Raw genomic sequence first — 25,050 nt, 5'->3', positions numbered from 1 at the left:
GCGCGCGGGTTCGCGGACGCGCGGGTCCGGTGGGGTGCGCGACCAGCCACGACGGCGGGACGGCCGCCCACGCGCCGGAACCCGGCCAGCGCGTGGGCGCCCTATAGGGCCCGAGCCCTGCGTCACAGCCGAGGGTCGACCGGCTCGGACTCGAGGGCCAGCACCCCGAACACCGCCTCGTGCACCCGCCAGAGCGGCTCGCCCCCGGCCAGCCTCTCGACCGCCTCGAGCCCCAGCCCGTACTCCCGGATCGCCAGGGACCGCTTGTGCCCGAGGAAACGCTGCCGCAGCTTCGCGAGATTCTCCGGCCGCGTGTACTCGGGCCCGTAGACGATCCGGAGGTACTCGCGCCCTCGGCACTTGATGCCGGGCTGCACGAGCCGCCCCTTCCCGTCCCGGACGAGCGCTCCGACCGGCTTCACGACCATGCCCTCGCCGCCGCGCCCGGTCATCTCCAGCCACCAGTCGACCCCGGCCCGTACGGACTCGGCGTCGCCGGTGTCGACGAACAGCCGTCGGGTCGTGCGCAGCAGCCCCGACCCGTCGTGCTCGACGACGCGGTCGATGAGCGCGAGCTGCTCGTCGTGCGGCAGCGCGGCCAGCGACCGGCCCCGCACGGCGAGGATCTGGAACGGCGCGAACCGCACCCCGTCGAGCCCGTCCGTGGTCCAGCAGTAGCGCCGGTACGCGTCCGTGAACGCGGCGGCGTCGACGGCCCGGCCCCGCTGCCGCTCCAGCAGATCGCCCACGTCGACCCCGCGCGCGGCGGCCGTCTCCAGGGCCGCGAGGACGCCGGGGAACGCCGCGCCGGAGGCCGCGCCGACCGCCGCGTACTGCGAGCGCAGCAGCCCGGACGCCTTGAGCGACCAGGGCATCAGCTCGCCGTCGAGGAGCAGCCAGTCGGTGTCGAGTTCCTCCCACAGTCCGGCCGCGGTGACGGCGTCCCGCACCCGGGCGAGGACGGCCTCGGTGGTCTCGGGGTCGTCGAAGAACGGGCGGCCGGTCCGCGTGTAGAGCGAGCCGGTGACCGACCCGTCGTCCACGCCGAACCGCTCACGCGCGGTCTCCGCGTCCCGGCACACGAGCGCCACGGCCCGCGAGCCCATGTGCTTCTCCTCACACACGACCCGGGCCACGCCGTCCGCCGCGTACTGGGCGAACGCCTCCGCCGGGTGCTCCAGGAAGTCTCCATCAGCGGCTCCGCCGCGGGCGTCCACCGCGGAGGTGGCGGTCGGCGCCATGGTCGGCGGCAGGTACGGCACGAGCCGCGGGTCGACGGCGAAGCGGCTCATGACCTCCAGGGCCGCCGCCGCGTTCTCCTCGCGCACGGCGACGCGCCCGGCGTGCCGGGTCTCGACGGTGCGCCGCCCGTGCACGTCGGCGAGGTCGAGCGGCCGGCCCTCGTGCCCGCCGGGCGCCTCCGTGGCGAGCGGCCGCGCCGGCTCGTACCAGACCTGCTCGGCCGGTACGTCGACGAGCTCGCGCTCCGGCCAGCGCAGCGCGGTGAGCTTGCCGCCGAAGACGGCTCCGGTGTCGAGGCAGATGGTGTTGTTGAGCCAGGTGGCGTTCGGCACCGGGGTGTGGCCGTAGACGACGGCCGCCTTGCCGCGGTAGTCCTCCGCCCACGGGTAGCGCACGGGCAGCCCGAACTCGTCGGTCTCCCCCGTGGTGTCCCCGTAGAGCGCGTGCGAACGCACCCGTCCCGAGGTACGGCCGTGGTACTGCTCGGGCAGGCCGGCGTGGCAGACGACGAGCTTGCCGCCGTCGAGCACGTAGTGGCTGACGAGGCCGTGCACGAACTCACGCACCTCGGTGCGGAACTCCTCGCTCTCCTTCTCCAGCTGCTGGATCGTCTCGGCGAGGCCGTGCGTGTGCTGCACGTTGCGGCCCTTGAGCCAGCGCTCCAGCTTGTTCTCGTGGTTGCCGGGCACGCACAGCGCGGTGCCCGCCTTCACCATGCCCATGACGCGGCGCAGGACACCGGGGGTGTCGGGTCCGCGGTCGACGAGGTCGCCGACGAACACGGCGGTACGCCCCTCGGGGTGCGCGCCGTCCACGTAGCCCAACTCGGCGAGCAGGGTCTCCAGTTCGGCCGCGCAGCCGTGGATGTCGCCGATGATGTCGAAGGGGCCGGTGAGGTGCGTCAGGTCGTTGTACCGCTTCTCGCGCACGACACCGGCGTGCGCGATCTCCTCGACGCCGCGCAGGACGTGCACCTTGCGGAAGCCCTCGCGCTCCAGGTGGCGCAGGGAGCGGCGCAGTTCGCGGGTGTGCCGGGTGATGACGCGGCGGGGCATGTCGGCGCGGTCGGTGCGCTGAGCGTTCCGCGCGGCGCAGACGTCCTCCGGCACGTCGAGGACGATCGCGATGGGCAGCACGTCGTGCTCGCGGGCCAGCTGGACCAGCTGACGGCGGCTCTCCTGCTGCACGTTGGTCGCGTCGACGACGGTGAGCCGGCCGGCGGCGAGCCGCTTACCGGCGATGTAGTGGAGCACGTCGAACGCGTCACGGCTGGCGCTCTGGTCGTTCTCGTCGTCGGCGACCAGGCCCCGGCAGAAGTCGCTGGAGATGATCTCGGTCGCCTTGAAGTGGGCGCGGGCGAAGGTGGACTTGCCCGATCCCGAGGCGCCGATCAGCACGACGAGGCTCAGGTCGGTGACGGGCAGCGTCCGCCCGCTCTCCCGGTGGTCGATGCCGTTGCCGTTGTCGATGTCGTTCCCGCTCATCCGTCCTTCGCCTCCTTCTCGGCGCGGTGGTTCTCTTCGGTGTTCTTCGCGGTCCCGCTCGGGGCGGGCGTCTCCTTCAGGCTGAAGACCGCCATCTGCGTCGGCGGCCCCACCTCGGGGTCGTCGGGCCCGACCGCCACGTACGCGACCTGGTACCCGTGCCGCTCGGCGACCCGCCCGGCCCACTCCCGGAACTCGGCGCGCGTCCACTCGAACCGGTGGTCGCCGTGCCGCGCGTGCCCGGCGGGCAGCGACTCCCAGCGGACGTTGTACTCCACGTTCGGCGTGGTCACGAGCACCGTGCGGGGCCGCGCGGAACCGAACACGGCGTACTCCAGCGCCGGCAGCCGCGGCAGGTCGAGGTGCTCGACGACCTCGCTCAGCACGGCCGCGTCGTACCCCTTGAGCCGCTTGTCGGTGTAGGCGAGCGAGCCCTGCCGCAGCTGGACGCGCGCGGCCTGCCGCTCCCCCATGCGGTCCAGCTTGAGCCGCCGGGCCGCGATGGTGAGGGCGCGCACGGACACGTCCATGCCGACGATCTCCGTGAACCTCGGGTCCTTGAGCAGCTCCTGCACCAACTGGCCCTGGCCGCAGCCCAGATCGAGCACCCGTGCCGCCCCGGCCTCGCGCAGCGCGCCGACGATCGCCTCACGCCGCCGCACCGCGAGCGGAACGGGCCGCTCCTCCGTGTCGGCCGTCTCGTCCACCGCGTTGTCGATCGCCTCGACCTCGGTGTCGTCCGCGTCCGCGAGCCGCACCAGCTCGAGCCGGCCGAGCGCCTCCCTGGTCAGCGACCAGCGCCGCGCCAGATACCGGCTGGTGATCAGCTTCTGCTCCGGGTGCCCGGCCAGCCAGCCGTCCCCCGCCCGCAACAGCTTGTCGACCTCGTCGGCCGACACCCAGTAGTGCTTGGCGTCGTCGAGCACGGGCAGCAGCACGTACAGGTGCCGCAGCGCCTGCGCGAGCCGGAGCTCCCCCTCCAGGACGAGCCGCACGTACCGCGAGTCGCCCCACTCGGGGAACTTCTCGTCGAGCGGCACCGCCACCACCGTGACCGCCCACCCGAGCGGCTCGAACAGCTTCCGTACGAGGTCGGGGCCGCCCCGCGCCGGCAGCGCGGGCACCTCGATGCGCAGCGGCATGGTCTCCTCGGCCCGCTCGGGACGCGCCGCGCACACCCCGCGCAGCGCGCTGGAGAACACCGCGCTGAGCGCGACCGCCAGCAGCGACGACGCCGCGTACGGCCGGTCGTTCACGTACTGCGCGAGCGACGCGTCCGCCGCACCGCCACGCCCCTTGCCGCCCTTGCCCTTGCCGCGCCGGACGAGCGCCACCGGATCGACCTCCAGCAGCAGCGCGGCCGTGCACCGCTCCGCGCTCGCCTCGGGGTAGAGGACGTGCGCGGTGCCGTAGGAGGTGGAGAACGCCTGCGCGTTCTCGGGATGCTTGTGCAGCAGGAACCCGAGGTCGGTCGCGGGGCGTTCAGGGGTACCGGTGGTACTGATCGTCAGGAACACGCCCACCAGTCTCCCCATCCCGGACCCCGGCGACCAGCGAGTTTTACCGGGGGTGCCGAGCGGGGCAGGGCGCCTGGTGCCGGGATGCCGGGGCCAGGGGCCGCTCCTCGGCACTGGCAGATCGTCCCGGCCGGGGGCGCCCTCGCCGGTGCGCGTGGCTCCGCCACGTCCCGTGCCGAGGCGCGGCACAGGCGCGGCGCGAGCGAGGACCCGTCCGAGCTCGGGCGGGCACCCGGGCTGGACGAGCTACGGCAAGTCCGTCCCGGGCCGCCCCACCATCCGCGGCCGGTGGAGCCGACGACCGCAGCGGCGGCACCCTCCGGCAGATCCCACCCCTCCCTGGCGCCGAGGGCCGCTCCACCCGCTCGGCTCGGGGAAGAGCCGTCAGAGCTGCGACTGGACCTGTGCGGAGATCAGTTCCAGGTGGTCCAGGTCGTCCAGGTCCAGGACCTGGAGGTAGATCCGGCTCGACCCGATCGCCCCGTAGCGGCCGATCTTGTCGACCACCTCGGCCGGCGACCCGGCCAGCCCGTTCACCCGCAGCTCGTCGACGTCCCGGCCGATGGCCGCCGCCCGCCGCTTGATCTCGGCCTCGTCCCGGCCGACGCAGACCACCAGCGCGTTGGAGTACACGAGGTCGTCGCCCCGGCGGCCGGCCTGCTCGGCGGCGGCCCGGACCCGGCCGAACTGCCGCTCGCAGTCCTCGATCGAGGCGAACGGGATGTTGAACTCGTCCGCGTACCGCGCCGCCAGCCGGGGCGTCCGCTTCGCCCCGTGCCCGCCGATCAGCACCGGCACCTTGGCCTGCGCCGGCTTGGGCAGCGCCGGGGAGTCGACGAGCTGGTAGTAGGTGCCGTCGTGGGTGAACGTGGCGCCGGGCTCGGTGCCCCACAACCCGGTGACGATGGCCAGTTGCTCCTCCAGTCGGTCGAACTTCTCCTTGGGGAACGGGATCCCGTACGCCTTGTGCTCCTCCTCGAACCATCCGGCGCCCAGGCCCAGTTCGACCCTGCCGCCCGACATCTGGTCGACCTGGGCCACCTGGATGGCGAGGACGCCGGGCAGCCGGAAGGTGCCTGCCGTCATCAGGGTGCCGAGGCGGATGCGCCGGGTCTCCCGGGCGAGACCGGCGAGGGTGATCCAGGCGTCGGTGGGGCCGGGCAGCCCGTCGGACGAGCCCATGCGCAGATAGTGATCCGAGCGGAAGAAGGCGTCGAAGCCGAGGTCCTCGGTCGCCTTCGCGACGGTCAGCAACGTGCCATAGGTCGCCCCCTGCTGGGGCTCGGTGAAGATGCGAAGATCCATACCTCCATCCTGCACGCTCCTACGTGCGTCAACCTTGCTGGTCACTCCGGTGCCCGACCCCCACGGTCGGGTGAAAATCCGTCAACCCGGCGCTGGCACGGGCCCCGTTCAGTGACCGGGACCGCCGGGTGATCGTTGGCCGGGGCGGTGCCGGACCGCCCGGCATCCGCGCCGGCGTCATCTGCCGGGCGTCTTGTGTGTCGTCCGCCTTTCCCCAGGTGGGAGGGCGAGGGCCGAGGAGGCCGTCATGTCCGAGGAAGTCGTGTCCGTGCCGCAACAACAGGGTGCGCCCAAGGGGCTGCTGCAGCAGATGGAGGAGTTGATGGCGGCGCTCAACGCCGATCTGTCGCAGCTCGACGCCGACCTCCAGCAGACCGCGGGCGGTGTGCCGCACCCCGTCGCCGGGGAAGGCTGACGCTCCGGTCCGGCGGTCGGCCCTGCCGGGTCGGACCGCCGGCCAGGTCCGCCCCGCCAGGTCTTCCCGGCCAGGTCCGCCCTGCCAGACTTGCCCGGTCGGGCCCGCCCCGCCAGGCCTGCCCCGTCTTACCCGCCCGGTCGGACCCGACCCGTCATACCCGCCGGGTCAAGCCGCCGAGTCCGATCCCGGTACGGGCGGGCGGCCCCGGTTCCGGCCGCGGTCGGACAGTCTGCCGTCGTCCCGGTCCGGCAGGCGCCGCAGGATCTCCAGGACCCGGTCCCGGGACTCGTCCGCCGCGTCGATCGCTTCCATGCACTGCCAATAGGCCCCTTCCTCGAAGGACTCGCTCGCCACGCCGACGAGCGCGATCCCCACGTCGCCGAGCAGCACGCCGAGCGCCAGCAACGCCCCTCGCATGTCGCCCAGTTCGGTCAGCTGCGCCGCCCGTATGCCGCCCGCTCCGACCACCGGTCCCGCGGAGCCCCCGCTGCCCCGCGCTCCCGCCTCGCTCAGACTCAGCGCGTCGCCCCGTAATTCCGCGGGCCCGAGCATCGCCAGCCTGCTGCCGACCGCCTGGGCCAGCGCCTGCGCCTGCCACGCCTCCCTCATGATGTCCGGCGCGTCCTGGCTCTGTGCCAGGGCCCGTCGGCCGACCCCGATGAGCCGCACCGCTTCCATCCGCGTCCCCGTCCGTCCTGCCCGAACTCCCTTGTCCACTACCCAGAGTGAGGGTCTGCGAGACGAAAAGCCAGAGGAAGCCCGAAATCTGTGGACACAGAATCGGATGTGGACAACTTCATGACTCCGAAGAGTGACGATCGGGGTCGTGGGCGCCGGAATCCCGGCCGGGTGCGGGAAAACGCGACTCGTTTCGGTCGATCTTCGCGTCCAGCGCGGCGAGGGCGTCGATGCCGAGGACCTCGCACAGTTGCAGCAGATACGCGAGCACGTCGGCGACCTCGTCGCGCACGCGGTGCGCCGAGTCCGGGTCGTCCATGACGCGGGCCGACTGTTCCGGGGTCAACCACTGGAAGATCTCGACGAGTTCGGCGGCCTCGACGCTCAGCGCCGAGACCAGGTTCTTCGGGGTGTGGAAGGGGCCCCAGTCGCGGGCGGCGGCGAAGGCGGCGAGCCGGGCCTGCAGCGACGCGAGATCGGGCGCCCCCGCCGGCTGCCCGGCTGCGCCGCCCGCCTCCGCGCCGAGGGGGGCCTCGTCCCCCTTTCCGCCCAGGCCTCCATCGCCGTCGCCGTTCCCGTCCCTGTTCCCGCTTCCGTTCCCGTTCCCGCGCATGTGTCCCGGCCCGTCCCCGTTTTCCGGTGTTCCGTCTGTCACGGCCTCAGGTCTACCACCGTCGCCCCGTGCGTCCGCGCCTCGGCGACGACGGCCGATCCCTCCCCCACCGCGGCGACCAGCCGGATGTGGCCGCGGGCGCACATCCGGGCGGCGAGCGCGGCCAGTTCACGACTCTGGGCCGGGTCGAGCCCGCGGTCGAGGCCGTCGGCGAGCACGGTCAGGGTCTGGTAGGCGTCCGGCACCTCGGCCACCGTGTCGACGTCCAGCACTCCCGGCCCGGTGAGCAGCACCAACGCCAGGGCCAGATAGCGCAGTTCGCCGTCGGCGAGGCGCTCGACGGGCGTGCCGGGGCCGGTTTCGCGGCCGACGACGGCGCGGACCAGACCGTCGGCTCCGGTCTCCGCGAGGACCTCCCGCACGGGGCCGGCGAGTCCGGCGCGGGCCGCGGCGACCAGCAGTCCGTGCCGGTGGGCGCACTCGGAGCGGGTGCGCCGCAGCACCGAGGCGAGGTTGTCGCAGCCGGCGAGCAGCATTCCGTCGCCGACCGGGACGGGGGCCCGCATCCGGGCGGGCTCGGGGTCGCAGGCGTACAGGGAGCGCAGGCCGACGACGGCCTGCTCCGCGGCGGCGAGCACCTGGCGCTGGCCCTGGGTGCGGCCCGCGACGCGCAGCGGGAGCAGCGCGGTGCCGAGGAGGTCGTCGGGGAGCGGGGCGCGGGTGACGGCCACGGATCCCGCGGTGTGCCAGGCGGCCTGGACGTCGCGTCGGCCCGGGTCGCGCAGCGCGGTCTCCAGGTAGGTGACACCGGGTCCGGTCAGGCGCTCGCCGACGATGCGGAGTTCGGGTTCGGCCTGGACGGCGAGGTCGAGCCGGACGGGTCCGACCGGTCCCACGACGGTGCAGCCGATACGGAATCCGCGGCGGTCCTGGGCGTCGGGTCTGGCGCGCTCGGGGACGCAGGCGGCGGGGTCGGGGAAGACCTCGTCGAGGTGCGCTCCCCCGCCGAGCCGGGCGAGCGCCTCGAGGGCCCGCAGGACACTGGTCTTCCCGCTGCCGCTCGGGCCGGTCAGTACGGTGAAGGGGCTGAGGGGGACGGTGGTGCCGCGGTGTCGGGCGAAGGCCGAGAGCCGCAGCTCGGTCACGTACGGGCGGTCCGGGGTCTGGCCCGGTAAGGCGGGCGCGCCCGGCTGAAGCACGGTCATGTCGATGAACGTAGGCGTCCGCGTCCGGCAGAACCGATTTCCCTGGATGACCTTCCTACGATCGGGGGACTATGCCGCCCGGGCTTGCCCGACGGCGCCCCCACTCGATACGGCCCGCCTGATACGCCCCCACTCGCTCCGGCCCCGCCCGCTCGCCACGGCTTCGGGCCTCGGGGTCAGCCGAGCGCGCCCGCCCCGGCCACGAGACCCTGGACCTCGGTGCCGGGCGGGGCGAGCAGGAACACGTTGCGGTCGACGCGGTGCATGCCGCAGCCGAGGCCGAGGACCACGCCGCTGCTGAAGTCCAGCACGCGCTTGGCGACTTCGCCCTCGGCGCCGGTCAGGTCGAGCAGGACGGGGATGCCGGACATCACGGTCTCGGCGACCTCGCGGGCGTCACCGAACACGTTGACCCGCAGGACGACGAAGCGGCGGCGCGGCTCGGTGTCGTACTCGGGCATCGCCCGGTGGTCGACCGCGGACGGCCATTCGTTGCGGCTGCGCAGCGGTACGACCTGAGCGAGCCCTTCCCACTGTTCGTCAGTGACGTCGTGGCTGTTCAATGCCCCCACCCCGTCCGGGCTCTCACTACTGTCTGCACCGGTCAATTCTTACGCCATGTCACCCGTTCAGCCCAACAGCGACACGGACGGGCATGTCACGCGGCGAGGGTCACGGCCTGCACGGCGGGGACCTTCAGTCCGCGCCGGGCGGTGGCCAGGCTGGTGACCAGGGTGGCCGCGGCGGCCATGGACACCACCGCGATCCAGGTGCCGAGGCCCTGGTGCGGGAGGAGCCCGTCGGTGCGTACGGCGGTGAACGGGAGGAGGCCCGCGAGGGCGGCGAGTGTGCCGAAGAACACGCCGGTGACGGTCAGGACGACGCCCTCCACGGCGACGCCGCCGAGGACCTGTGCGGGCGTGGCTCCGGCGAGGCGCTGCTGGCCGAACTCGCGGACGCGGTAGGCCGTCGCCGCGTACAGGGAGTTGATCAGCATGACGCAGGCGAAGACGACGATGATGCCGACCACGGTGAGGTTGAGCGTCTCGAGGTTCTTGTCCTCTATTGATCGGGTGAGCCCGGAGGCCTTGATCGCGTCGTTCTCGACGGCCTGCATGTAGAGGGTCGCGGTGGCCATGCCGGTGAAGAGGATCAACGGCATGAGGACGCCGGAGAGTTGTGCCGCGCGCTGTCGCAGGTTCCGCACGGTCAGGTAGCCGCTCGCGCCGGTGAGGGCGGTGACGAGGGGTTCGGCGCGGTGCAGGACGGCGCGCAGGAGGTCGGTGGAGACGAGGGCGAAGCCGACGGAGAGCAGGATGGCTCCGTAGGCGGGGGCCGCCATGAGGGCGGCGTCGGTGGCGTTCATCGCGAAGGTGCTCGTGACCGCGAGGGCGCCGAGGGCGAGCGCCGCCCAGGAGGCGGACTTCCGGGCGCGGCCGGGCCGTCGGACCTGGCCGGCGGCGGCCTTCGTGGCACGTCGTACGGCGAGGAACGCGGCGCCCGCCGAGGCGAGGAGGGTGACCGTGACGCCGGACATGAGGGCGATCGGGCCGAAGGTGTAGTGGACGGAGGTGGCGACCTGGCCGCTGTCCTTGAACAGGTCGAGCAGGAGCGAGCCGCCGAGTGCGGCGGGGCCGACGGCGAGAGCGGTGGCGACGAGCGCGACGGTGACGGATTCGCCGACGACCATGCGCGTGATCTGGGCGGGGGTCGCGCCGGTGTGGCGCAACAGCTGGATCTCCTCGGCACGTTGACGCACGTTGACGGTCAATGTGGACGCGATCGCGAAGAAGACGAGCAGGGTGCCGTAGCCGCCGACGACGGTCGCGGCGGTGGTGAGGGTGTCGGAGCTGATCTTGTCGACGCCGTCCGCGCCGGCGGTGTCGTGCATCGAGTTGAACGTCATGACGATGGTGGCGCCGAGGAACGCGGACAGGAGTGTGGCGACGAAGCGGCCGGGGCGCTGGCGTACGGAGCGCAGGGCAAGGCCGAGCATGGTGAACACGGTTCACACTCCCATCGGGGTGTTCGGGATGGTGTCGCCGAGGTGGGCGAGGCGTTCGGCAACGGCGTCGACGGTCGGGGCGTTGAGTCGTCCGGCGAGCCGGCCGTCGGCGAGGAACTGGACGGTGTCGGCGTAGGAGGCGGCGACCGGGTCGTGGGTGACCATGACGACTGTCCTGCCGTGCAGCCGGACGGCCTCCTGGAGGAGCCGCAGCACGTCGCGGGCGCTGCGGGTGTCGAGTGCTCCGGTCGGCTCGTCGGCGAAGATCACGGAGGGTTCGGTGACCAGCGCGCGGGCGATGGCGACGCGCTGGCGCTGGCCGCCGGAGAGTTGGTCGGGGCGGTGTCCGAGCCGGTCGCCGAGGCCGACGTCGGTGAGGACGCGCTCGACGCGTTCCCGGTCGACGCGGCGGCCCGCGAGCTTGAGCGGCAGGATCGTGTTCTGCGCGACGGTGAGGGTGGGCAGCAGGTTGTACTGCTGGAACACGAAGCCGACGCGGGTGCGGCGGAAGCGGGTCAGGGCGGCCTCGCCGCGGGCCGGGCCGGGGCCTCCGCTCATCTCCTCGCCGTCGACCGCGACGACGCCGCTGTCGGGCCGGTCGAGTCCGGCCGCGCAGTGCAGCAGCGTGGACTTGCCGGAGCCGGAGGGGCCCATGACCGCGGTGAACGTGCCCGCGGGCAGGCTGAGCGTGATGTCGTCGAGTGCGGTGACGCGGTCGGCGCCGCCGTCGTCGTCCGTGCCGTAAGTCTTGGTGACCCGGACCAGGCGCAGCGCCTCCGCGTGGGCCGTGTGCCGGGGTGTCCGTCCGTGGTGTCGCATGATCGCCGTTCCCCTTGTCCGGCGCGCTCTGCGCCTCGTCCTACGACGCTAGGGACGGCGGGCGGGCGGCACACGGGGCGTACGTGGCGGACCGGGGTGGTGCTGGATCCACCCCGCCCGCTAGGGCCGGCCCGTGGAGCGGGCGAGCCAGCGGCCGGCGTGGCGGGTGACCTCGATGGGGCGGCCGAAGCAGGCGGTCAGCCGGTCGGTGGTGAGGACGTCGTCGACGGGGCCGCGGGCGAGGACGCGGCCGTCGCGCAGCAGGAGGGCGTGGCCGATGGCCGGGGAGAGTTCCTCCAGGTGGTGGGTGACCGTGACGGTGGTCAGGTGCGGGCGGCCGGTGGCGAGGCGGCTCATGGTGTCGATGAGGTCCTCGCGGGAGGGCAGGTCGAGCGCGTTGAACGGCTCGTCGAGCAGCAGCAGCGCGGGGTCGGCCATGAGGGCGCGGGCGATGAGGACGCGGGCGCGCTGGCCCCCGGAGCTGACGCCGTAGGGGCGGTCGGCGAGCTCCTTGATGTCGAGTTCGGCGAGCAGCGCGTCGGCGCGGTCACGGACCTCGGTGTCGTAGGCCTTCCAGAGCGGTTGGACGGTGCCGGTGTGGCCGGTGAGGACGACGGTGTGGCCGGGGAGGTCGAGGGGGACGCGCTGGGAGGTGGAGACGTGGCCGATGTGGGCGCGCAGTTCGCGGACGTCGACGCGGCCGAGTCGGTGGCCAAGGACCTCGACGGTGCCGGTGGTGGGGTGGTGGGTGGCGCCGACGAGGCGCAGGATGCTGGTTTTTCCGGCGCCGTTGGGGCCGAGGAGGGCCCAGTGTTCGCCGGCCCGGACGGTCCAGTCGATGCCGTCGAGGATGATCTGGCCGGTGGTGATGCGGCGCATGCCGACGCCGTCGAGTGCGGCCACGATCCGGCCGCCGGTACCGGTGGCGCCTTCAGTACAGGTACGCGTGCTCGTGCCGTCCAGGTTGTCGCTCATGGTGCGTGCCTCCCGCCGGAACAGTAGCTGTAGGCGGCACGCATACGGGCGGACGTCCGGGTCGTGGACGGCGGGCGGGGCCGCGGGGCGAGCCGGTGGGTGACCGGCCCGCCCCGTGCCGCTGCCCGCGCGGCGTCCCGCGGGGGGCAACGGTCCCCGGTCAACTGTTGCGCGTCAACTGTTGGAGGGCGACGTTGAGTTCGAGGACGTTGACGGTGGGTTCGCCGATGAAGCCGAGGGCGCGGCCGTCGGTGTGGGCGTCGACGAGCCGGCGCACGCGGTCGACGGGCAGGTGGTTGCGTTCGGCGACGCGGTGCACCTGGAGGTCGGCGTAGGCCGGGGAGATGGCGGGGTCGAGTCCGGAGCCGGAGGAGGTGACGGCGTCGGCCGGGATGTCGGCGGGGTCCACCTTGTACGTGGGTGTGGAGTTGTCCGCGACGACGGCGGCGCGGGCCTTCTTCACCTGGGCGACGAGTTCGGGGTTGTCACCGGCGAGGTTGGTGGCGCCGGAAAGGATCAGCTTGTACCGGGTGTTCACGCTGTTCGTGCCGAGGCCGTTCTGCGGGCGGCCCTGGAACCACTTGAGGTCGGGCTTGCCGTCCTTCGTCGTGTACGACTGGCCGATGAGGGAGGAGCCGACAGTCCTGCCCCCGGACCGGACCTCGGACCCGTCGGCCTTGTCGGGGAAGACCGCCTGGGCGACTCCCGTGACGGCGAGCGGGTAGAGCACGCCGCACACCACGGTGAGGACGAGCAGGGCGCGCAGGCCCGCCCAGAGCAGCCGGCCGGTGTTGCCTACGGAGGTGTTCATGGTCGTCAGCACGCTTTCTGGACGTCACAGGCCGGGGACGAGGGAGAGGAGCAGGTCGATGAGCTTGATCCCGACGAAGGGGGCGATCAGGCCGCCGAGCCCGTAGACGCCGAGGTTGCGGCGGAGCATGCGGTCGGCGCTCATCGGCCGGTAGCGGACGCCCTTCAGGGCGAGCGGGACGAGCGCGACGATGATGAGCGCGTTGAAGACGACGGCGGACAGGATCGCCGAGTTCGGGCTCGACAGATGCATGATGTTGAGCGTGTTGAGCCCGGGGTAGACGGCCGCGAAGAGCGCCGGGATGATCGCGAAGTACTTGGCGACGTCGTTGGCGATCGAGAAGGTGGTCAACGCACCGCGGGTGATCAACAGTTGCTTGCCGATCTCGACGATCTCGATCAACTTGGTCGGGTTCGAGTCGAGGTCGACCATGTTGCCGGCCTCCTTCGCGGCCGACGTGCCCGTGTTCATCGCGACACCGACGTCCGCCTGGGCCAGCGCCGGCGCGTCGTTCGTGCCGTCGCCGGTCATCGCGACGAGCTTGCCGCCCGCCTGCTCCCGCTTGATGAGGGCCATCTTGTCCTCGGGCGTGGCCTCGGCGAGGAAGTCGTCGACGCCGGCCTCCTCCGCGATGGCCTTGGCCGTCAGCGGGTTGTCACCCGTGATCATGACGGTCTTGATGCCCATGCGGCGCAGCTCGTCGAAGCGTTCGCGCATGCCGTCCTTGACGACGTCCTTGAGGTGGATCACGCCGAGCACGCGGGCTCCGTCGGCGTCCTCGACGGCGACGAGGAGCGGGGTGCCGCCGGCCGCGGAGATGCCGTCGGTGAGCTGCCCGGCGTCCTCGGTGACCTGTCCGCCGCGTTCGCGGACCCAGGTGATGACCGAGCCTGCCGCGCCCTTGCGGATGCGGCGTCCGTCGACGTCGACGCCGGACATCCGGGTCTGTGCGGTGAACTCGATCCAGGTGGCGCCTACCAGTTCGCCCTGGTGGCGTTCGCGCAGCCCGTACTTCTCCTTGGCGAGGACGACGACGGAGCGGCCTTCGGGGGTCTCGTCGGACAGGGACGAGAGCTGTGCCGCGTCGGCGACCTCGGCCTCGGTGACGCCTCGTACGGGGACGAACTCGGCGGCCTGGCGGTTGCCGACGGTGATGGTGCCGGTCTTGTCGAGGAGCAGGGTGGAGACGTCGCCGGCGGCCTCGACCGCGCGGCCGGACATCGCCAGTACGTTGCGCTGGACCAGGCGGTCCATGCCGGCGATGCCGATGGCGGAGAGCAGGGCGCCGATGGTGGTCGGGATGAGGCAGACCAGGAGGGCGACCAGGACGACCATGTCGAGCTGCTTGCCCGCGTAGTCGGCGAACGGCGGGAGTGTCGCGACGGCGAGGAGGAAGACGACGGTCAGCGAGGCGAGCAGGATGTTGAGCGCGATCTCGTTGGGGGTCTTCTGCCGGGCGGCGCCCTCGACCAGGTTGATCATGCGGTCGATGAACGTCTCGCCGGGCTTCGTGGTGATCTTGACGACGATGCGGTCGGAGAGGACCTTGGTGCCGCCGGTGACGGCCGAACGGTCGCCGCCGGACTCGCGGATGACGGGCGCGGACTCGCCGGTGATCGCCGACTCGTCGACGCTGGCCACGCCCTCGACGACGTCACCGTCGCCCGGGATGATGTCGCCGGCCTCGCACACGACGCGGTCCCCGATGCACAGGTCGGTGCCGGGCACCTGCTCCTCGGCCGAGCCGTCGCCTGTCAGCCGTCGCGCCACCGTGTCGGTCTTGGCCTTGCGCAGCGTGTCGGCCTGCGCCTTGCCGCGGCCCTCGGCGACGGCCTCCGCGAGGTTGGCGAAGATCACGGTCAGCCAGAGCCAGGCGCTGATGGTCCAGCCGAACCAGTCGGTCGGATCGGTAAACGAGAACGCCGTGGTCAGCACGGACCCGACGAGCACCACGAACATGACCGGCGACTTGATCATGATGCGCGGGTCGAGTTTGCGCAGGGCGCCCGGGAAGGACTTCAGGAGCTGGCGGGGGTCGAAGAGACCGGCGCCGACCCGGCCTTCGCCTTCGCCGGATCCGTGCCCGGTGGGCAGGTCGTCGTGCGGGGCCCGGGTTGGAGTGACTGTGGACATGGAGCCCTCTGGCTTCTTCATCAGCTGTGACGTCTGGAGCTGTGACTCTTGGAGCTGTGACTTCTGGGTGTGAGGGCTCATTTACGCGAGTCCCTCCGCGAGCGGCCCGAGCGCGAGCGCCGGGAAGTACGTGAGGCCGGTGATGATCAGGACGGTGCCGACGAGCAGGCCGGTGAACAGCGGTTTCGCGGTGTGCAGGGTGCCGGCGGAGGCCGGGACCGGCTGCTGCCCGGCGAGCGATCCGGCGAGCGCGAGGACGAACACCATCGGCAGGAAGCGCCCGAGGAGCATGGCCAGACCGATCGTGGTGTTGAACCACTGCGTGTCCGCGTTCAGTCCTCCGAAGGCGGAGCCGTTGTTGTTGGCGCCGGAGGTGTACGCGTAGAGGATCTCGGAGAAGCCGTGCGCGCCCGGGTTGAGCATCGAGTTCGGCGGCGTCGGCAGTGCCATCGCGAGGGCCGTGAAGACGAGGACCAGCGCCGGGGTGACGAGGATGTAGCAGGCGGCGAGCTTGATCTCGCGGGTGCCGATCTTCTTGCCCAGGTACTCGGGTGTGCGGCCGACCATCAGGCCGGCGATGAACACCGCGATGATCGCCATGATCAGCATGCCGTAGAGGCCGGAGCCGACTCCGCCGGGCGCGATCTCGCCGAGCTGCATGCCCAGCATGGTGATGCCGCCGCCGAGCCCGGTGAGCGAGGAGTGGAAGCCGTCGACGGCGCCGGTCGAGGTGAGTGTCGTGGAGACCGCGAAGATCGACGTACCGCCGATGCCGAAGCGTGTCTCCTTGCCTTCCATGGCGCCGCCCGCGAGTTGGAACGCGGGGCCGTGGTGGGCGAACTCGGTCCACATCATCAGACCCACGAAGGCGATCCAGATGGTGCCCATGGTGGCGAGGATCGCGTAGCCCTGCCGGAGCGAGCCGACCATGCGGCCGAAGGTCCGCGTCAGGGCGAAGGGGATGACGAGGATCAGGAAGACCTCGAAGAGGTTCGAGAAGCCGTTGGGGTTCTCGAAGGGGTGGGCGGAGTTGGCGTTGAAGTAGCCGCCTCCGTTGGTGCCGAGTTCCTTGATGGCCTCCTGGGAGGCGACGGCGCCGCCGTTCCACTGCTGGCTGCCGCCCATGAACTGCCCGACCTCGTGGATCCCGGCGAAGTTCTGGATGGCTCCGCACGCGACGAGGACGAGCGCGCCGATGACGGAGATCGGCAGCAGGATGCGTACGACACCGCGCACGAGGTCGGCCCAGAAGTTGCCGAGTTCCCCGGTGCGGGAGCGGGCGAAGCCGCGCACGAGGGCGACGGCGACGGCGATGCCGACGGCGGCCGACACGAAGTTCTGCACCGCCAGGCCGCCGGTCTGCACGACGTGGCCCATGGCCTGTTCGCCGTAGTACGACTGCCAGTTGGTGTTCGCGACGAAGGACGCGGCCGTGTTGAACGCCTGGTCCGGGTCGATGGAGCGGAAGCCGAGCGAGCCGGGCAGGCTGCCCTGGAGCCGCTGCAGCAGATACAGGAACAGGACGCTTACGGCGGAGAAGGCCAGCACACCGCGCAGGTACGCGGTCCAGCGCATCTCGGTGTCGGGGTTCGCTCCGATGCCCTTGTAGATCCACCGCTCCACCCGCAGGTGTCTCGGGGAGGAGTAGACCCGGGCCATGTGGTCGCCCAGGGGACGGTAGGCCAGCGCCAGGGCCGCGACGAGCGCGAGGAGCTGGAGCGCGCCGGCGAGTACGGGGCTCATATCTGTACTCAGAACCTCTCCGGGTAGATGAGGGCGAGGACGAGATAGGCGAGGAGGGCCACGGCCACGACGAGGCCGACCACGTTCTCCGTGTTCACAGCTTCGTCACCCCCTTGGCGACGAGTGCCACCAGCGCGAAGACCGCGAGCGTGGTGACGACGAAGGCCACGTCGGCCATCGTGAGCTCCCTGGATGAAGGTTCGAATCAGTACGGACACTGAGAGGAAACCTCCGGCCAGGGCCCGTTCCGCCTCCGTTGACGGCTCCCTTACGGGGGTGAGGGCGGCCTTGACGTGTCCCATACGGCCTTGACGCGTCCCATACGGGGACCGGCGCGGGACGGGATCGCGCCGCCCTGCGCCTACGATCCGGTGAGACCGGTAGACCGGTTCAGTGAGCGGGACGGCGGCGACGGCACCACGGAGGGACGCGCGCGATGGCAGACGGCGTGACGGCGGACGGAAACGAGAAGGACTCCGTGCTGGACGACCCCGTCGGGGCGTCCCTGCGCGGGGCCCACGCGCACCTCGCCCGCCGCCGCGGCGAGGCGTTCACCTATCAGGCGGACGTCGCCACGTTCGCCGCGCTGCCGGCGGCGCCGGACGCGGCCGCGTGGGCGGATCTGGCGGCGCTGCTCGGCCGCGGGGAACTGGCCGACCTGTTCTCCTCCCCCGCGACGCCGCCGCTGGACTGGGAGCCCGTCTTCTCCCTCGACGGTCTCCAGCTGACCGGGCCCGTACGCGGCGAACCGGCCCGCGCGGACGAGTCCGGCGTCGTCGAGCTCGGCCCGGCCGACGTCCCCGACATGCTGGCGCTCGTCGCGAGGACGCGGCCGGGACCGTTCCGGCCCCGCACCCACGAACTCGGCACCTATCTGGGCGTCCGCGCGGACGGCGCGCTCGTCGCCCTGGCCGGTGAGCGGCTGCGGCCGCCCGGCTGGACCGAGATCAGCGCCGTGTGCACCGCGCCCGAAGCGCGCGGCCGGGGTCACGCCGCGCGTCTGGTCCGCGCCCTGAGCGCCCGGATCGAGGCGCGGGGCGAGCGCCCGTTCCTGCACGTGGCCGCGTCCAACACGGCGGCGGTGGCGCTGTACGGGCGGCTCGGTTTCGAGGTGCGGCGCCCGGTGACGTTCCGGGGCTTCCGCATCCCGCGAAGCGTGTCCCCCTGAAGCGGGCGGGTCAGCGCTGCGGCTGCGGCTGCGGCCTGACCGTGAGGATCTGCTGCGCCGTCCCGACGGGTCCGTCGACGTCGTGCAGCACCGTGCTGGTGACGCCGTGCCCCGCCGGGCCGAAGGTCACCGTCGTGTCGAGGCCGGTCCAGCGGCCGCGCGGCTGCCGGTGCAGGTGCAGGGTCAGATCGACGTTGGGGAACATCCACTCGTTCGGCGACTCGCGCACGGCGATGCCGTTGGCGGTGTCGACGAGGGCGACGAAGGACGCGAGCGGGCTGCTCGGTTCGCCGGCCACCAGGTCGAGCGGCGTCGAGATCCAGGCGGTGGTGCGGCCGGGCCGCGGGGGCGCGAGGGGGCGGACGTCGATGGAGGCGATGTAGCCGCCGGGCCACTGGTCCGCCATCGGCCAGGGGGCGAGCGCGTCGGGCGGGGTGAGCCGGTCGGGCCCGCCGCCGGCGACGGCCGTGGTGTCGGTGGCGGCGAGCAGCCAGGCGCGGGCGCGCACCACGGCGCGTCCGGCGATCAGGACGACGGCTTCGAGGAGTTCGATGGTGCGGCCGGGCCGGAGGGTCTCCACCCGGATCTCGCACTCGTCGAGGGCGAGCCGTCCGAGGATGTCGAAGCTGATCCGGGCGACGGCGAGCCCGGCGGTCTCCGGGCGCGCGGCCAGGTGCCGGTCGATCGCGTGGACGACGAGACCTCCGAGCGGGCTGAAGTGCTGCTCGTCGGGGTCCCAGGCGCCGCCCGCGTGCACGGTGGGCTTGTAGCGGAACGCGTCGATGGGCTCGTAGTAGCTGTGGTGACTGCCGGTGGACAACGGACACTTCCCCTTCCTGTCGCGGGGCGCTGTCCCTCGGCCGGGTCACGGCCGGGGGCGAGGCCCGGCGACCAACGTAACCGAGCGGCCGCTCAGGCGTACTGGACCGGTTAAGAAGCCGCGGGCTAGGTTGGCGCGCAGCGTCCGTGAACCGGCGATGAACGGGTCGTGGCCCGTCAGTTGGGAGTCACACCATGCAGCCCTCGCAGCCTTTGAAGCTCATCGTTCCGCTCGACTCGGGGTGGAGCCTGGATCACGACGGGAGGCCGCTGCCCGCGCAGGTGCCGGGATGTGTGCACACCGATCTGCTGGCGGCGGGCCTGATCCCGGACCCGTTCATCGGCTCGGCCGAGCTCGAGGTCGACTGGGTGGGACGCCGTGCCTGGACGTACGCGCGGGACGTGACCGCCGAGGAGACCGCGGCGGACGAGCGGCACGAGCGCACGGATCTGGTGTTCGACGGGCTCGACACGGCGGCCCGGATCACGCTCGGCGGGCGGGAGTTGGGCCGCACCCGGAACATGCACCGCGCGTACCGCTTCGACGTCACGGGCCTGAGCGGGCCGCTGGACGTGGAGTTCGCCTCCGCGTACGAAGAGGCGGAGGCGGTGCGGCGGGTGACGGGCGACCGGCCGAACGTGTATCCGGCGCCCTCCCAGTACATCCGGAAGATGGCGTGCAGTTTCGGCTGGGACTGGGGTCCGACGGTGGTCACGGCGGGCATGTGGCGTCCGGTCCGGCTGGAGCGCTGGTCGACGGCGCGGCTCGCCCGGGTCCGGCCGCTGGTGACGGTCGGCGCGGACGGCTCGGGGCGTGTCGAGCTGCGGATCGACGTGGAGCGCACGGCGCGGGGCGCGGAGCGTGCGCTGACCGTGCGGGCCGGCGTCGCGGGAGTCACCGTGACGGGCGAGGTCGAGGGCGACGGCACGACCCTGGTCCTCGAGGTGCCGGACGTGCGGTTGTGGTGGCCGCGCGGCTACGGCGAACAGCCGCTGTACGAGGTCGAGTTGACGCTGTTCGACGGCGATTCAGCGCTGGACGGCTGGGAGCGGCGGGTCGGGTTCAGGAGCGTCGAGCTCGACCGGGCGCCGGACGAGCACGGCACGGGCTTCACGTTCGTGGTGAACGGAGTACGCGTCTTCGTGCGAGGTGTGAACTGGATCCCCGATGATGTGCTGCCGTCGAGGGTGACGCCGGAGCGGTATCGCACGCGGCTGCGGCAGACGGCGGAGGCGAACGCCGATCTGGTGCGGGTGTGGGGCGGCGGGATCTATGAGGACGAGGCGTTCTACGACGCGTGTGACGAGCTGGGCCTGATGGTGTGGCAGGACTTCCTGTTCGCCTGTTCCACCTATCCGGAGGAGCAGCCGCTGCGCGGGGAGGTCGAGGCGGAGGCGCGGGAGAACGTGGCGCGGCTGATGCCGCATCCGAGTCTCGTGGTGTGGAACGGCAACAACGAGAACCTGTGGGGCTTCCGGGACTGGGGCTGGGAGGAGGAGCTCGCCGGGGACTCGTGGGGCGAGGGGTACTACCTGGTGCTGCTGCCGCGGATCGTCGCCGAGCTCGATCCGACGCGGCCGTACATGGCGGGCAGTCCGTGGTCCGGTTCCTGGGACCACCACCCCAATCATCCGGATCACGGCACGCATCACTCGTGGGACGTGTGGAACCGGGTGGACTTCACCGAGTACCGGGCCGATGTGCCGCGGTTCGTCGCTGAGTTCGGCTGGCAGGCGCCGCCCGCGCTCGCCACGCTGCGCCGTGCGCTGCCCGGTGAGGAGCTGGCCCCGGACTCCCCCGGCATGCTGCACCACCAGAAGGCGGAGGACGGCAACGGCAAGTTGCGGCGCGGTCTGGCCCGCCATTTCGCGGTGCCCGAGGGCGACTTCGACCGCTGGCACTACCTCACGCAGGTCGTCCAGGCGCGCGCCGTCGCCACCGGCATCGAGCACTGGCGTTCCCACCGGCCGCGCTGCGCGGGGACGATCGTCTGGCAGATCAACGACTGCTGGCCGGTCAGTTCCTGGTCCGCGATCGACGGCGACGGCCGCCTCAAGCCGCTCTACCACGAGCTGCGCCGCCTCTACGCCGACCGGCTGCTCACCCTCCAGCCCGGTCCGGACGGACCCGTGCTCGTCCTCGACAACCAGTCGTCCACGGCGTGGAGTTGCGAGGTGACGCTGCGCCTGATGCACGCCGACGGCACGGAGGCCGCCCGGGTGCCGCTGGAGGTCACCGCGCCCGCGCGCGAGGTGCTGCGACTGCCGGTCCCGGCGCGGGCCGTTCCCGTGGCGGGCTCGGCGAAGGAGTATCTGGTCGCGGACGCCGACGGGCTGCGCGCCCTCCACTTCGAGGCGCGCGACCGCGAGTTCGCCTACCCAGAGCCGCGTTTCGACATCGCGGTCGAGAGCGTCGGCGGGTCGCGGGACACGGTCGACGTCGTGGTCACGGCCCACACGCTCGTACGAGACCTGCTGCTCCAGCCCGACCGCCTCGCCTCGGACGCCCACACCGATCGGGGTCTGGTCACCCTGTTGCCGGGCGAGACGACGAGGATCCGGGTGCACGGCGCGCCGGGCTGCGGGGCCAACGCGATCCGGGCCGCCCTCTTCTGCGTGGAGCCCGCATGAGCGTGAGCGGCGGCGGCCGGAGGGTCACCATCAGGGACGTCGCGGCGGCGGCCGGGGTGTCCAAGGGCGCGGTGTCGATCGCGTTCAACCACAAGCCCGGGCTGTCCGAGCCGACGCGGGAGCGGATCTTCGGGGTGGCGCGCGAGCTGGGCTGGGCGCCGGACGCGTCGGCGCGCAGCCTGTCGCGGCGCCGCACCGACACGGTCGGTCTGGCGCTGTGCCGTCCCGCGCGGCTGCTCGGACTGGAGCCGTTCTACATGGAGTTCGTGTCCGGTCTGCAGAGCGTGCTCGCCGAGCGTTCCTGCTCGCTGCTGCTGCGGCTCGTCGGCAGCCGGGAGGAGGAGATCGGGGTGCAGGAGGCCTGGTGGCGCGAGCGGCAGGTCGGCGGCACGGTCCTCGTCGACCTGGACCGGGACGATCCGCGGGTCGCGCCGGTCGCGGCGCTCGGCGTCCCGGCCGTCGCGGTCGCCCACCCGGACCTGGCCGGCGGGCTGCCCTCGGTGTGGCGGGACGACGTGGCCGCGATGGACGAGGCGGTGCGCTATCTCGCCGCGCTCGGGCACCGCCGGATCGCCCGGGTCGGCGGACCGGAGCGGCTCGGTCACAGTGTGCTGCGCGAACGGGCCTTCCGCGGCGCGCTGGGCTCGCTCGGCCTGGACGCGGGGCTCCAGGTCGCGACGGACTACTCCGGTGAGGAGGGCGCCCGCGCGACCCGGTCGCTGCTGCTGCGGCCCGAGCGGCCGACGGCGATCGTGTACGACAACGACATCATGGCCGTGGCCGGGCTCGGGGTGGCCGCCGAGCTGGGGATCCCGGTCCCGGACGAGCTGTCGCTGCTGGCCTGGGACGACTCCCAGCTGTGCCGGCTGACCCGCCCGTCACTGTCGGCGATGAGTCATGACGTGCACGGGTTCGGGGCGGATGTGGCCCGGGCACTCTTCGAGGTGATCGAGGGGCGCGCCCTCGGTACGGAGCCGGTGTCACGCCCGTCGCTGACACCGCGCGGGTCGACGGCGACGCCGCGGACGCCTTGATTGTCTTGACAGACCTTGATGAACCTTGACGGCCTTGACGATGCTGTTGACTTGGCGATGCTGTTGATGCGGCTCTTGACGCTCAGCGTCGTCTCTTGAGCCGCTCCACGGCGGTGACGCCGACGGCGGCGAGGCCCACCTGTACGGCGAGCTCGATCCAGTCGACGCCCCGGGTGTCGGCGACGCCGAAGGCACCGGCGACGGCCGTGCCGACCAGTGCTGCGGCGATGCCGACGAGGATCGTCCACAGGACGCCGATGCGTTGACGGCCCGGGATCACCAGGCGTCCCAGGATGCCGATGACGATGCCGATCACGATCGCGGTGAAGATGCCGGAGATCTCCATGACTGCTGCCTGCCCCTCGTCGAGTCCCTGCGACGCCCCGTGGGGATGGACGCGGCTGTGCCCCGGCGGGTTGAGCGGGCGCCGGGTCGGGCGGGGTCGGGACGGTCAGGGGTCGGGGTTCTCCTCCGGTGCGCGTGCCTCGTGAAGGTGGCGTGCCTGGTCGTCGTAACCGCTCAGCACTGCTCTGAGCTGCTCCAGCGACTCCTCGGGGATGTCGGGCGGAGCGGACTCGACCACGTAACGGGCGGCGGCCACGAGGGCCGCGAACTCGAAGGCGTGGGCAGTCGCCCGCAGGACGCCGGGCCGGGCCCACTCCAGGCGCATGATCAGCCCTTCGACGACAGGTATTCCTTGATCTGGCCGAGTTCCTTCTCGAAGTCGTCGTAGTCCTCGCGCATCCCGTTGAGGTACGCGCTCCAGCCGAGGCTGTTCTTGGCGTAGTGGACGGCTTCCTGGATCTCCTCGTCCGTGGCCCCGAACAGCTTCGCGGCCTCGGTGTGGAACAGCGTGCAGTAACGGCACTTCGTCTCGGAGTGCAGTGCGATCCCGATGAGCTCCTTGTACTTGTTCGGGATCAGCGTCTCGCCGAGTTCGAGCTTCTTGAAGATCTCCCACTCGTAGTCCAGCAGGTCGTCGGGGATCGCGGAGAAGAAATGAGGCACGAGCCCCAGGGTCTCCTTGATCTCCGCCTCCACCTCGCCCCGGTTACGTCCCGCCATGGCGACCACTTCCTCTCAGCCGAAGCGGAACCGGTTCCCCCTTGTCCACGATATGCCCGGGATTCGGCGGCTGCCCGGCGCACTCCATGGAACCTTCCGCGCACCCCAGGTCCTCTCACCAGTGACAGGGTGTGGGCCGAGCGGGAGGGCACGGATGCGGCACGGCAGGGACGAGGCGTTCACGGCCTTCATGGCCGCGCGCTACGGATCGCTGGTCCGCACCGCGACGCTCCTGACCGGAGCGCATGCGCAGGGTGAGGACCTGGCCCAGGAGGCGCTCCTGCGCACGTACCGGGCGTGGCTGCGCATCGGACGCGCCGAGGCCGCCGAGGCGTACACCCGCACGACCATGGTGCGGCTGCTGGTGAAGGACCGGCGGCGCCGCTGGAGCTCCGAGCTCCCCACCGAGCGGCTTCCGGAAGTCCCGGCCCCGGGGCACGAGGAGGACGTGGCGACGGCGGTCGCCGTCCGGGCGCTGTTGCGCGGCATCCCTCGGGCTCAGCGTGCGGTCCTCGTGCTGCGCTTCTACCACCAGCTCACCGAGGCGGAGATCGCCGATGTGCTGGGGTGTTCGCGCGGCACGGTGAAGAGCCGGGCCGCGCGGGCGCTGGCCGCGCTGCGCGACGGCGGACGGTCCGCCGGCACCGTTCCCGGCCGGGGATCCGGCGCCTTCCTGGAGAGGGGTCACGGTCATGACTGACAAGCAGCCTGATGCCGAGCCGTCAGGGGCTTCCGAGCCTTCCGAGCCCTCCGAGCACGATGAGGTACGCCTGCTGCTCGCCGCCGCCGCGGAGCCGGAGGTCCGGGTCAGCCCGCCGGGCCGGGACTTCACCGCGCGCGCCCGGCGGTCGCTGCGGCGTCGCCGGCTCGCCGCCGTGACGACCGTGACGGCGGTCTGCGCGGCCGTGCTGGCCGGGGTCCTGGTGGTCCGGGCGTCGACCGGTGAGGGCGAGCCCGTTCCGGCCGCGTCCGCGGACTGTCTGCGCGGCGCGGCCGAGAGGATCAGGGACCGTCAGGAACAGGGCTACCGCGCGGTGTTCGGGACGGTGCGCGAGGGGAGGATCCGCACGGACGACGGCGTCACCAGGAGTTCGGCGTTCCGCTTCGACGTCGACGGTGCTCTCACAGCGGCCGGCGAGGCCCCCGCGCACGGCTCGGTCCAGGTCTGGTACCCGGCAGCCGAGGTCCAACTACCAGCCCCTGGCCAGTACTTGCTGCTCCTGCGCCGGGCCGACCGTCCCGGCGCCGATGGCGCGCCCCTCTTCCACTTCGCGCCCGAGCAGGCACTGCCCGTCGACGACGGCCAAGTCCGGCTGCGCTGCGCGGACGGCCGCACGGGCTCCGTGCCGCAGAAAAGGCTGCGCGCCGCGGTGGACGGGGGGTGA

Annotated in this window: 24 protein-coding genes; 6 read left to right on the top strand and 18 right to left on the bottom strand. The window is 72.3% G+C overall.

Features of this window, described 5'->3' with window-relative positions; genetic code table 11:
- Positions 1–122: 122 nt before the first annotated feature.
- From ACIBTU_RS30500 to ACIBTU_RS30490, 3 genes are all read right to left on the bottom strand, one after another.
- The gene (locus tag ACIBTU_RS30500) at positions 123–2,726 is read right to left on the bottom strand and encodes a polynucleotide kinase-phosphatase (protein ID WP_399129784.1); all 2,604 of its coding nucleotides are present in this window, start codon (positions 2,724–2,726) and stop codon (positions 123–125) included.
- A complete protein-coding gene (locus ACIBTU_RS30495; protein ID WP_399129782.1) occupies positions 2,723–4,243 on the bottom strand; it encodes a 3' terminal RNA ribose 2'-O-methyltransferase Hen1 in 1,521 nt (506 codons plus the stop codon). The genes ACIBTU_RS30500 and ACIBTU_RS30495 overlap by 4 nt, the downstream gene beginning before the upstream one ends.
- A gap of 384 nt (positions 4,244–4,627) precedes the next feature.
- Positions 4,628–5,548, bottom strand: a complete 921-nt coding sequence (locus ACIBTU_RS30490; protein ID WP_399129781.1) for an LLM class F420-dependent oxidoreductase — start codon at positions 5,546–5,548, stop codon at positions 4,628–4,630.
- A 247-nt stretch (positions 5,549–5,795) separates the two neighbouring features.
- Here ACIBTU_RS30490 and ACIBTU_RS30485 point away from each other — a divergent pair, with 247 nt between their 5' ends.
- Positions 5,796–5,963, top strand: a complete 168-nt coding sequence (locus tag ACIBTU_RS30485; RefSeq protein ID WP_399129779.1) for a hypothetical protein — start codon at positions 5,796–5,798, stop codon at positions 5,961–5,963.
- Between the two features lie 168 nt (positions 5,964–6,131).
- On the opposite strand, the gene ACIBTU_RS30480 is transcribed toward ACIBTU_RS30485, so the two are convergent.
- The 11 genes from ACIBTU_RS30480 to kdpF form a co-directional block, all read right to left on the bottom strand.
- On the bottom strand, positions 6,132–6,644 hold the full coding sequence (locus ACIBTU_RS30480) for a DUF6099 family protein (RefSeq protein WP_399129777.1): 513 nt from the start codon (positions 6,642–6,644) through the stop codon (positions 6,132–6,134).
- Positions 6,645–6,762: 118 nt separating this feature from the next.
- Positions 6,763–7,257: a nucleotide pyrophosphohydrolase gene (locus tag ACIBTU_RS30475; RefSeq protein ID WP_399129775.1), complete on the bottom strand. Its 495-nt coding sequence runs from the start codon at positions 7,255–7,257 to the stop codon at positions 6,763–6,765.
- 38 nt (positions 7,258–7,295) lie between these two features.
- Positions 7,296–8,462 (bottom strand): AAA family ATPase, encoded by a 1,167-nt coding sequence (locus tag ACIBTU_RS30470; protein ID WP_399129773.1) that lies wholly within the window; start codon positions 8,460–8,462, stop codon positions 7,296–7,298.
- Positions 8,463–8,638: 176 nt separating this feature from the next.
- The gene (locus ACIBTU_RS30465) at positions 8,639–9,025 is read right to left on the bottom strand and encodes a cell division protein SepF (RefSeq protein ID WP_399129772.1); all 387 of its coding nucleotides are present in this window, start codon (positions 9,023–9,025) and stop codon (positions 8,639–8,641) included.
- A gap of 95 nt (positions 9,026–9,120) precedes the next feature.
- Entirely contained in the window at positions 9,121–10,458 is a 1,338-nt protein-coding gene (locus tag ACIBTU_RS30460; protein ID WP_399129771.1) for an FtsX-like permease family protein, read from the bottom strand.
- Positions 10,459–10,470: 12 nt separating this feature from the next.
- The gene (locus ACIBTU_RS30455) at positions 10,471–11,286 is read right to left on the bottom strand and encodes an ABC transporter ATP-binding protein (protein ID WP_399129769.1); all 816 of its coding nucleotides are present in this window, start codon (positions 11,284–11,286) and stop codon (positions 10,471–10,473) included.
- Positions 11,287–11,406: 120 nt separating this feature from the next.
- Positions 11,407–12,261 (bottom strand): ABC transporter ATP-binding protein, encoded by an 855-nt coding sequence (locus ACIBTU_RS30450; protein WP_399129767.1) that lies wholly within the window; start codon positions 12,259–12,261, stop codon positions 11,407–11,409.
- A 160-nt stretch (positions 12,262–12,421) separates the two neighbouring features.
- Positions 12,422–13,072 (bottom strand): potassium-transporting ATPase subunit C, encoded by a 651-nt coding sequence (locus tag ACIBTU_RS30445; RefSeq protein WP_399129766.1) that lies wholly within the window; start codon positions 13,070–13,072, stop codon positions 12,422–12,424.
- 24 nt (positions 13,073–13,096) lie between these two features.
- On the bottom strand, positions 13,097–15,205 hold the full coding sequence (kdpB, locus tag ACIBTU_RS30440) for a potassium-transporting ATPase subunit KdpB (protein ID WP_399129764.1): 2,109 nt from the start codon (positions 15,203–15,205) through the stop codon (positions 13,097–13,099).
- An 81-nt stretch (positions 15,206–15,286) separates the two neighbouring features.
- Positions 15,287–16,948 (bottom strand): potassium-transporting ATPase subunit KdpA, encoded by a 1,662-nt coding sequence (gene kdpA, locus ACIBTU_RS30435; RefSeq protein WP_399129763.1) that lies wholly within the window; start codon positions 16,946–16,948, stop codon positions 15,287–15,289.
- A gap of 8 nt (positions 16,949–16,956) precedes the next feature.
- On the bottom strand, positions 16,957–17,046 hold the full coding sequence (kdpF, locus tag ACIBTU_RS30430; protein ID WP_399129762.1) for a K(+)-transporting ATPase subunit F: 90 nt from the start codon (positions 17,044–17,046) through the stop codon (positions 16,957–16,959).
- Positions 17,047–17,384: 338 nt separating this feature from the next.
- Here kdpF and ACIBTU_RS30425 point away from each other — a divergent pair, with 338 nt between their 5' ends.
- Positions 17,385–18,116 (top strand): GNAT family N-acetyltransferase, encoded by a 732-nt coding sequence (locus ACIBTU_RS30425; protein WP_399129761.1) that lies wholly within the window; start codon positions 17,385–17,387, stop codon positions 18,114–18,116.
- A gap of 10 nt (positions 18,117–18,126) precedes the next feature.
- Here ACIBTU_RS30425 and ACIBTU_RS30420 read toward each other — a convergent pair whose 3' ends face one another.
- The gene (locus tag ACIBTU_RS30420) at positions 18,127–18,936 is read right to left on the bottom strand and encodes a thioesterase family protein (protein WP_399129760.1); all 810 of its coding nucleotides are present in this window, start codon (positions 18,934–18,936) and stop codon (positions 18,127–18,129) included.
- A 212-nt stretch (positions 18,937–19,148) separates the two neighbouring features.
- Between ACIBTU_RS30420 and ACIBTU_RS30415 the strand changes: the two genes are divergently transcribed.
- Positions 19,149–21,566, top strand: a complete 2,418-nt coding sequence (locus tag ACIBTU_RS30415; protein ID WP_399129822.1) for a glycoside hydrolase family 2 protein — start codon at positions 19,149–19,151, stop codon at positions 21,564–21,566.
- Positions 21,563–22,600: a LacI family DNA-binding transcriptional regulator gene (locus ACIBTU_RS30410; protein ID WP_399129758.1), complete on the top strand. Its 1,038-nt coding sequence runs from the start codon at positions 21,563–21,565 to the stop codon at positions 22,598–22,600. The genes ACIBTU_RS30415 and ACIBTU_RS30410 overlap by 4 nt, the downstream gene beginning before the upstream one ends.
- Positions 22,601–22,682: 82 nt before the next feature.
- On the opposite strand, the gene ACIBTU_RS30405 is transcribed toward ACIBTU_RS30410, so the two are convergent.
- From ACIBTU_RS30405 to ACIBTU_RS30395, 3 genes are all read right to left on the bottom strand, one after another.
- Positions 22,683–22,946, bottom strand: a complete 264-nt coding sequence (locus ACIBTU_RS30405; RefSeq protein WP_399129757.1) for a GlsB/YeaQ/YmgE family stress response membrane protein — start codon at positions 22,944–22,946, stop codon at positions 22,683–22,685.
- A gap of 105 nt (positions 22,947–23,051) precedes the next feature.
- Entirely contained in the window at positions 23,052–23,270 is a 219-nt protein-coding gene (locus tag ACIBTU_RS30400; protein ID WP_399129755.1) for a hypothetical protein, read from the bottom strand.
- 2 nt (positions 23,271–23,272) lie between these two features.
- Complete coding sequence (locus tag ACIBTU_RS30395) at positions 23,273–23,665, bottom strand: carboxymuconolactone decarboxylase family protein (RefSeq protein WP_188336385.1); 393 nt, start codon at positions 23,663–23,665, stop codon at positions 23,273–23,275.
- A 154-nt stretch (positions 23,666–23,819) separates the two neighbouring features.
- Here ACIBTU_RS30395 and ACIBTU_RS30390 point away from each other — a divergent pair, with 154 nt between their 5' ends.
- Positions 23,820–24,365, top strand: coding sequence for a SigE family RNA polymerase sigma factor (locus tag ACIBTU_RS30390; RefSeq protein ID WP_399129754.1), 546 nt, complete (start codon positions 23,820–23,822; stop codon positions 24,363–24,365).
- Positions 24,358–25,050: a hypothetical protein gene (locus ACIBTU_RS30385; protein ID WP_399129753.1), complete on the top strand. Its 693-nt coding sequence runs from the start codon at positions 24,358–24,360 to the stop codon at positions 25,048–25,050. The genes ACIBTU_RS30390 and ACIBTU_RS30385 overlap by 8 nt, the downstream gene beginning before the upstream one ends.

The sequence above is a fragment of the Streptomyces sp. NPDC050145 genome (genome assembly GCF_044460245.1).
In the GTDB taxonomy this organism is placed as follows: Bacteria; Actinomycetota; Actinomycetes; order Streptomycetales; family Streptomycetaceae; genus Streptomyces.
Note: the sequence above shows the minus strand (reverse complement) of the source record. Positions and strands in the feature narration are given on the sequence as shown.

Bases quoted from the DNA above. Each gene is read 5' to 3' on its own strand.
- ACIBTU_RS30390 (WP_399129754.1), top strand. From the start codon at position 23,820: ATGCGGCACGGCAGGGACGAGGCGTTCACGGCCTTCATGGCCGCGCGC.
- ACIBTU_RS30400 (WP_399129755.1), bottom strand. From the start codon at position 23,270: ATGCGCCTGGAGTGGGCCCGGCCCGGCGTCCTGCGGGCGACTGCCCAC.
- ACIBTU_RS30385 (WP_399129753.1), top strand. From the start codon at position 24,358: ATGACTGACAAGCAGCCTGATGCCGAGCCGTCAGGGGCTTCCGAGCCT.
- ACIBTU_RS30450 (WP_399129767.1), bottom strand. From the start codon at position 12,261: ATGAGCGACAACCTGGACGGCACGAGCACGCGTACCTGTACTGAAGGC.
- kdpB (WP_399129764.1), bottom strand. From the start codon at position 15,205: ATGTCCACAGTCACTCCAACCCGGGCCCCGCACGACGACCTGCCCACC.
- ACIBTU_RS30445 (WP_399129766.1), bottom strand. From the start codon at position 13,072: ATGAACACCTCCGTAGGCAACACCGGCCGGCTGCTCTGGGCGGGCCTG.
- ACIBTU_RS30485 (WP_399129779.1), top strand. From the start codon at position 5,796: ATGTCCGAGGAAGTCGTGTCCGTGCCGCAACAACAGGGTGCGCCCAAG.
- ACIBTU_RS30460 (WP_399129771.1), bottom strand. From the start codon at position 10,458: ATGCTCGGCCTTGCCCTGCGCTCCGTACGCCAGCGCCCCGGCCGCTTC.
- ACIBTU_RS30455 (WP_399129769.1), bottom strand. From the start codon at position 11,286: ATGCGACACCACGGACGGACACCCCGGCACACGGCCCACGCGGAGGCG.
- ACIBTU_RS30475 (WP_399129775.1), bottom strand. From the start codon at position 7,257: ATGCGCGGGAACGGGAACGGAAGCGGGAACAGGGACGGGAACGGCGAC.
- ACIBTU_RS30500 (WP_399129784.1), bottom strand. From the start codon at position 2,726: ATGAGCGGGAACGACATCGACAACGGCAACGGCATCGACCACCGGGAG.
- kdpA (WP_399129763.1), bottom strand. From the start codon at position 16,948: ATGAGCCCCGTACTCGCCGGCGCGCTCCAGCTCCTCGCGCTCGTCGCG.
- ACIBTU_RS30395 (WP_188336385.1), bottom strand. From the start codon at position 23,665: ATGGCGGGACGTAACCGGGGCGAGGTGGAGGCGGAGATCAAGGAGACC.
- ACIBTU_RS30405 (WP_399129757.1), bottom strand. From the start codon at position 22,946: ATGGAGATCTCCGGCATCTTCACCGCGATCGTGATCGGCATCGTCATC.
- ACIBTU_RS30470 (WP_399129773.1), bottom strand. From the start codon at position 8,462: ATGACCGTGCTTCAGCCGGGCGCGCCCGCCTTACCGGGCCAGACCCCG.
- ACIBTU_RS30410 (WP_399129758.1), top strand. From the start codon at position 21,563: ATGAGCGTGAGCGGCGGCGGCCGGAGGGTCACCATCAGGGACGTCGCG.
- ACIBTU_RS30480 (WP_399129777.1), bottom strand. From the start codon at position 6,644: ATGGAAGCGGTGCGGCTCATCGGGGTCGGCCGACGGGCCCTGGCACAG.
- ACIBTU_RS30425 (WP_399129761.1), top strand. From the start codon at position 17,385: ATGGCAGACGGCGTGACGGCGGACGGAAACGAGAAGGACTCCGTGCTG.
- ACIBTU_RS30490 (WP_399129781.1), bottom strand. From the start codon at position 5,548: ATGGATCTTCGCATCTTCACCGAGCCCCAGCAGGGGGCGACCTATGGC.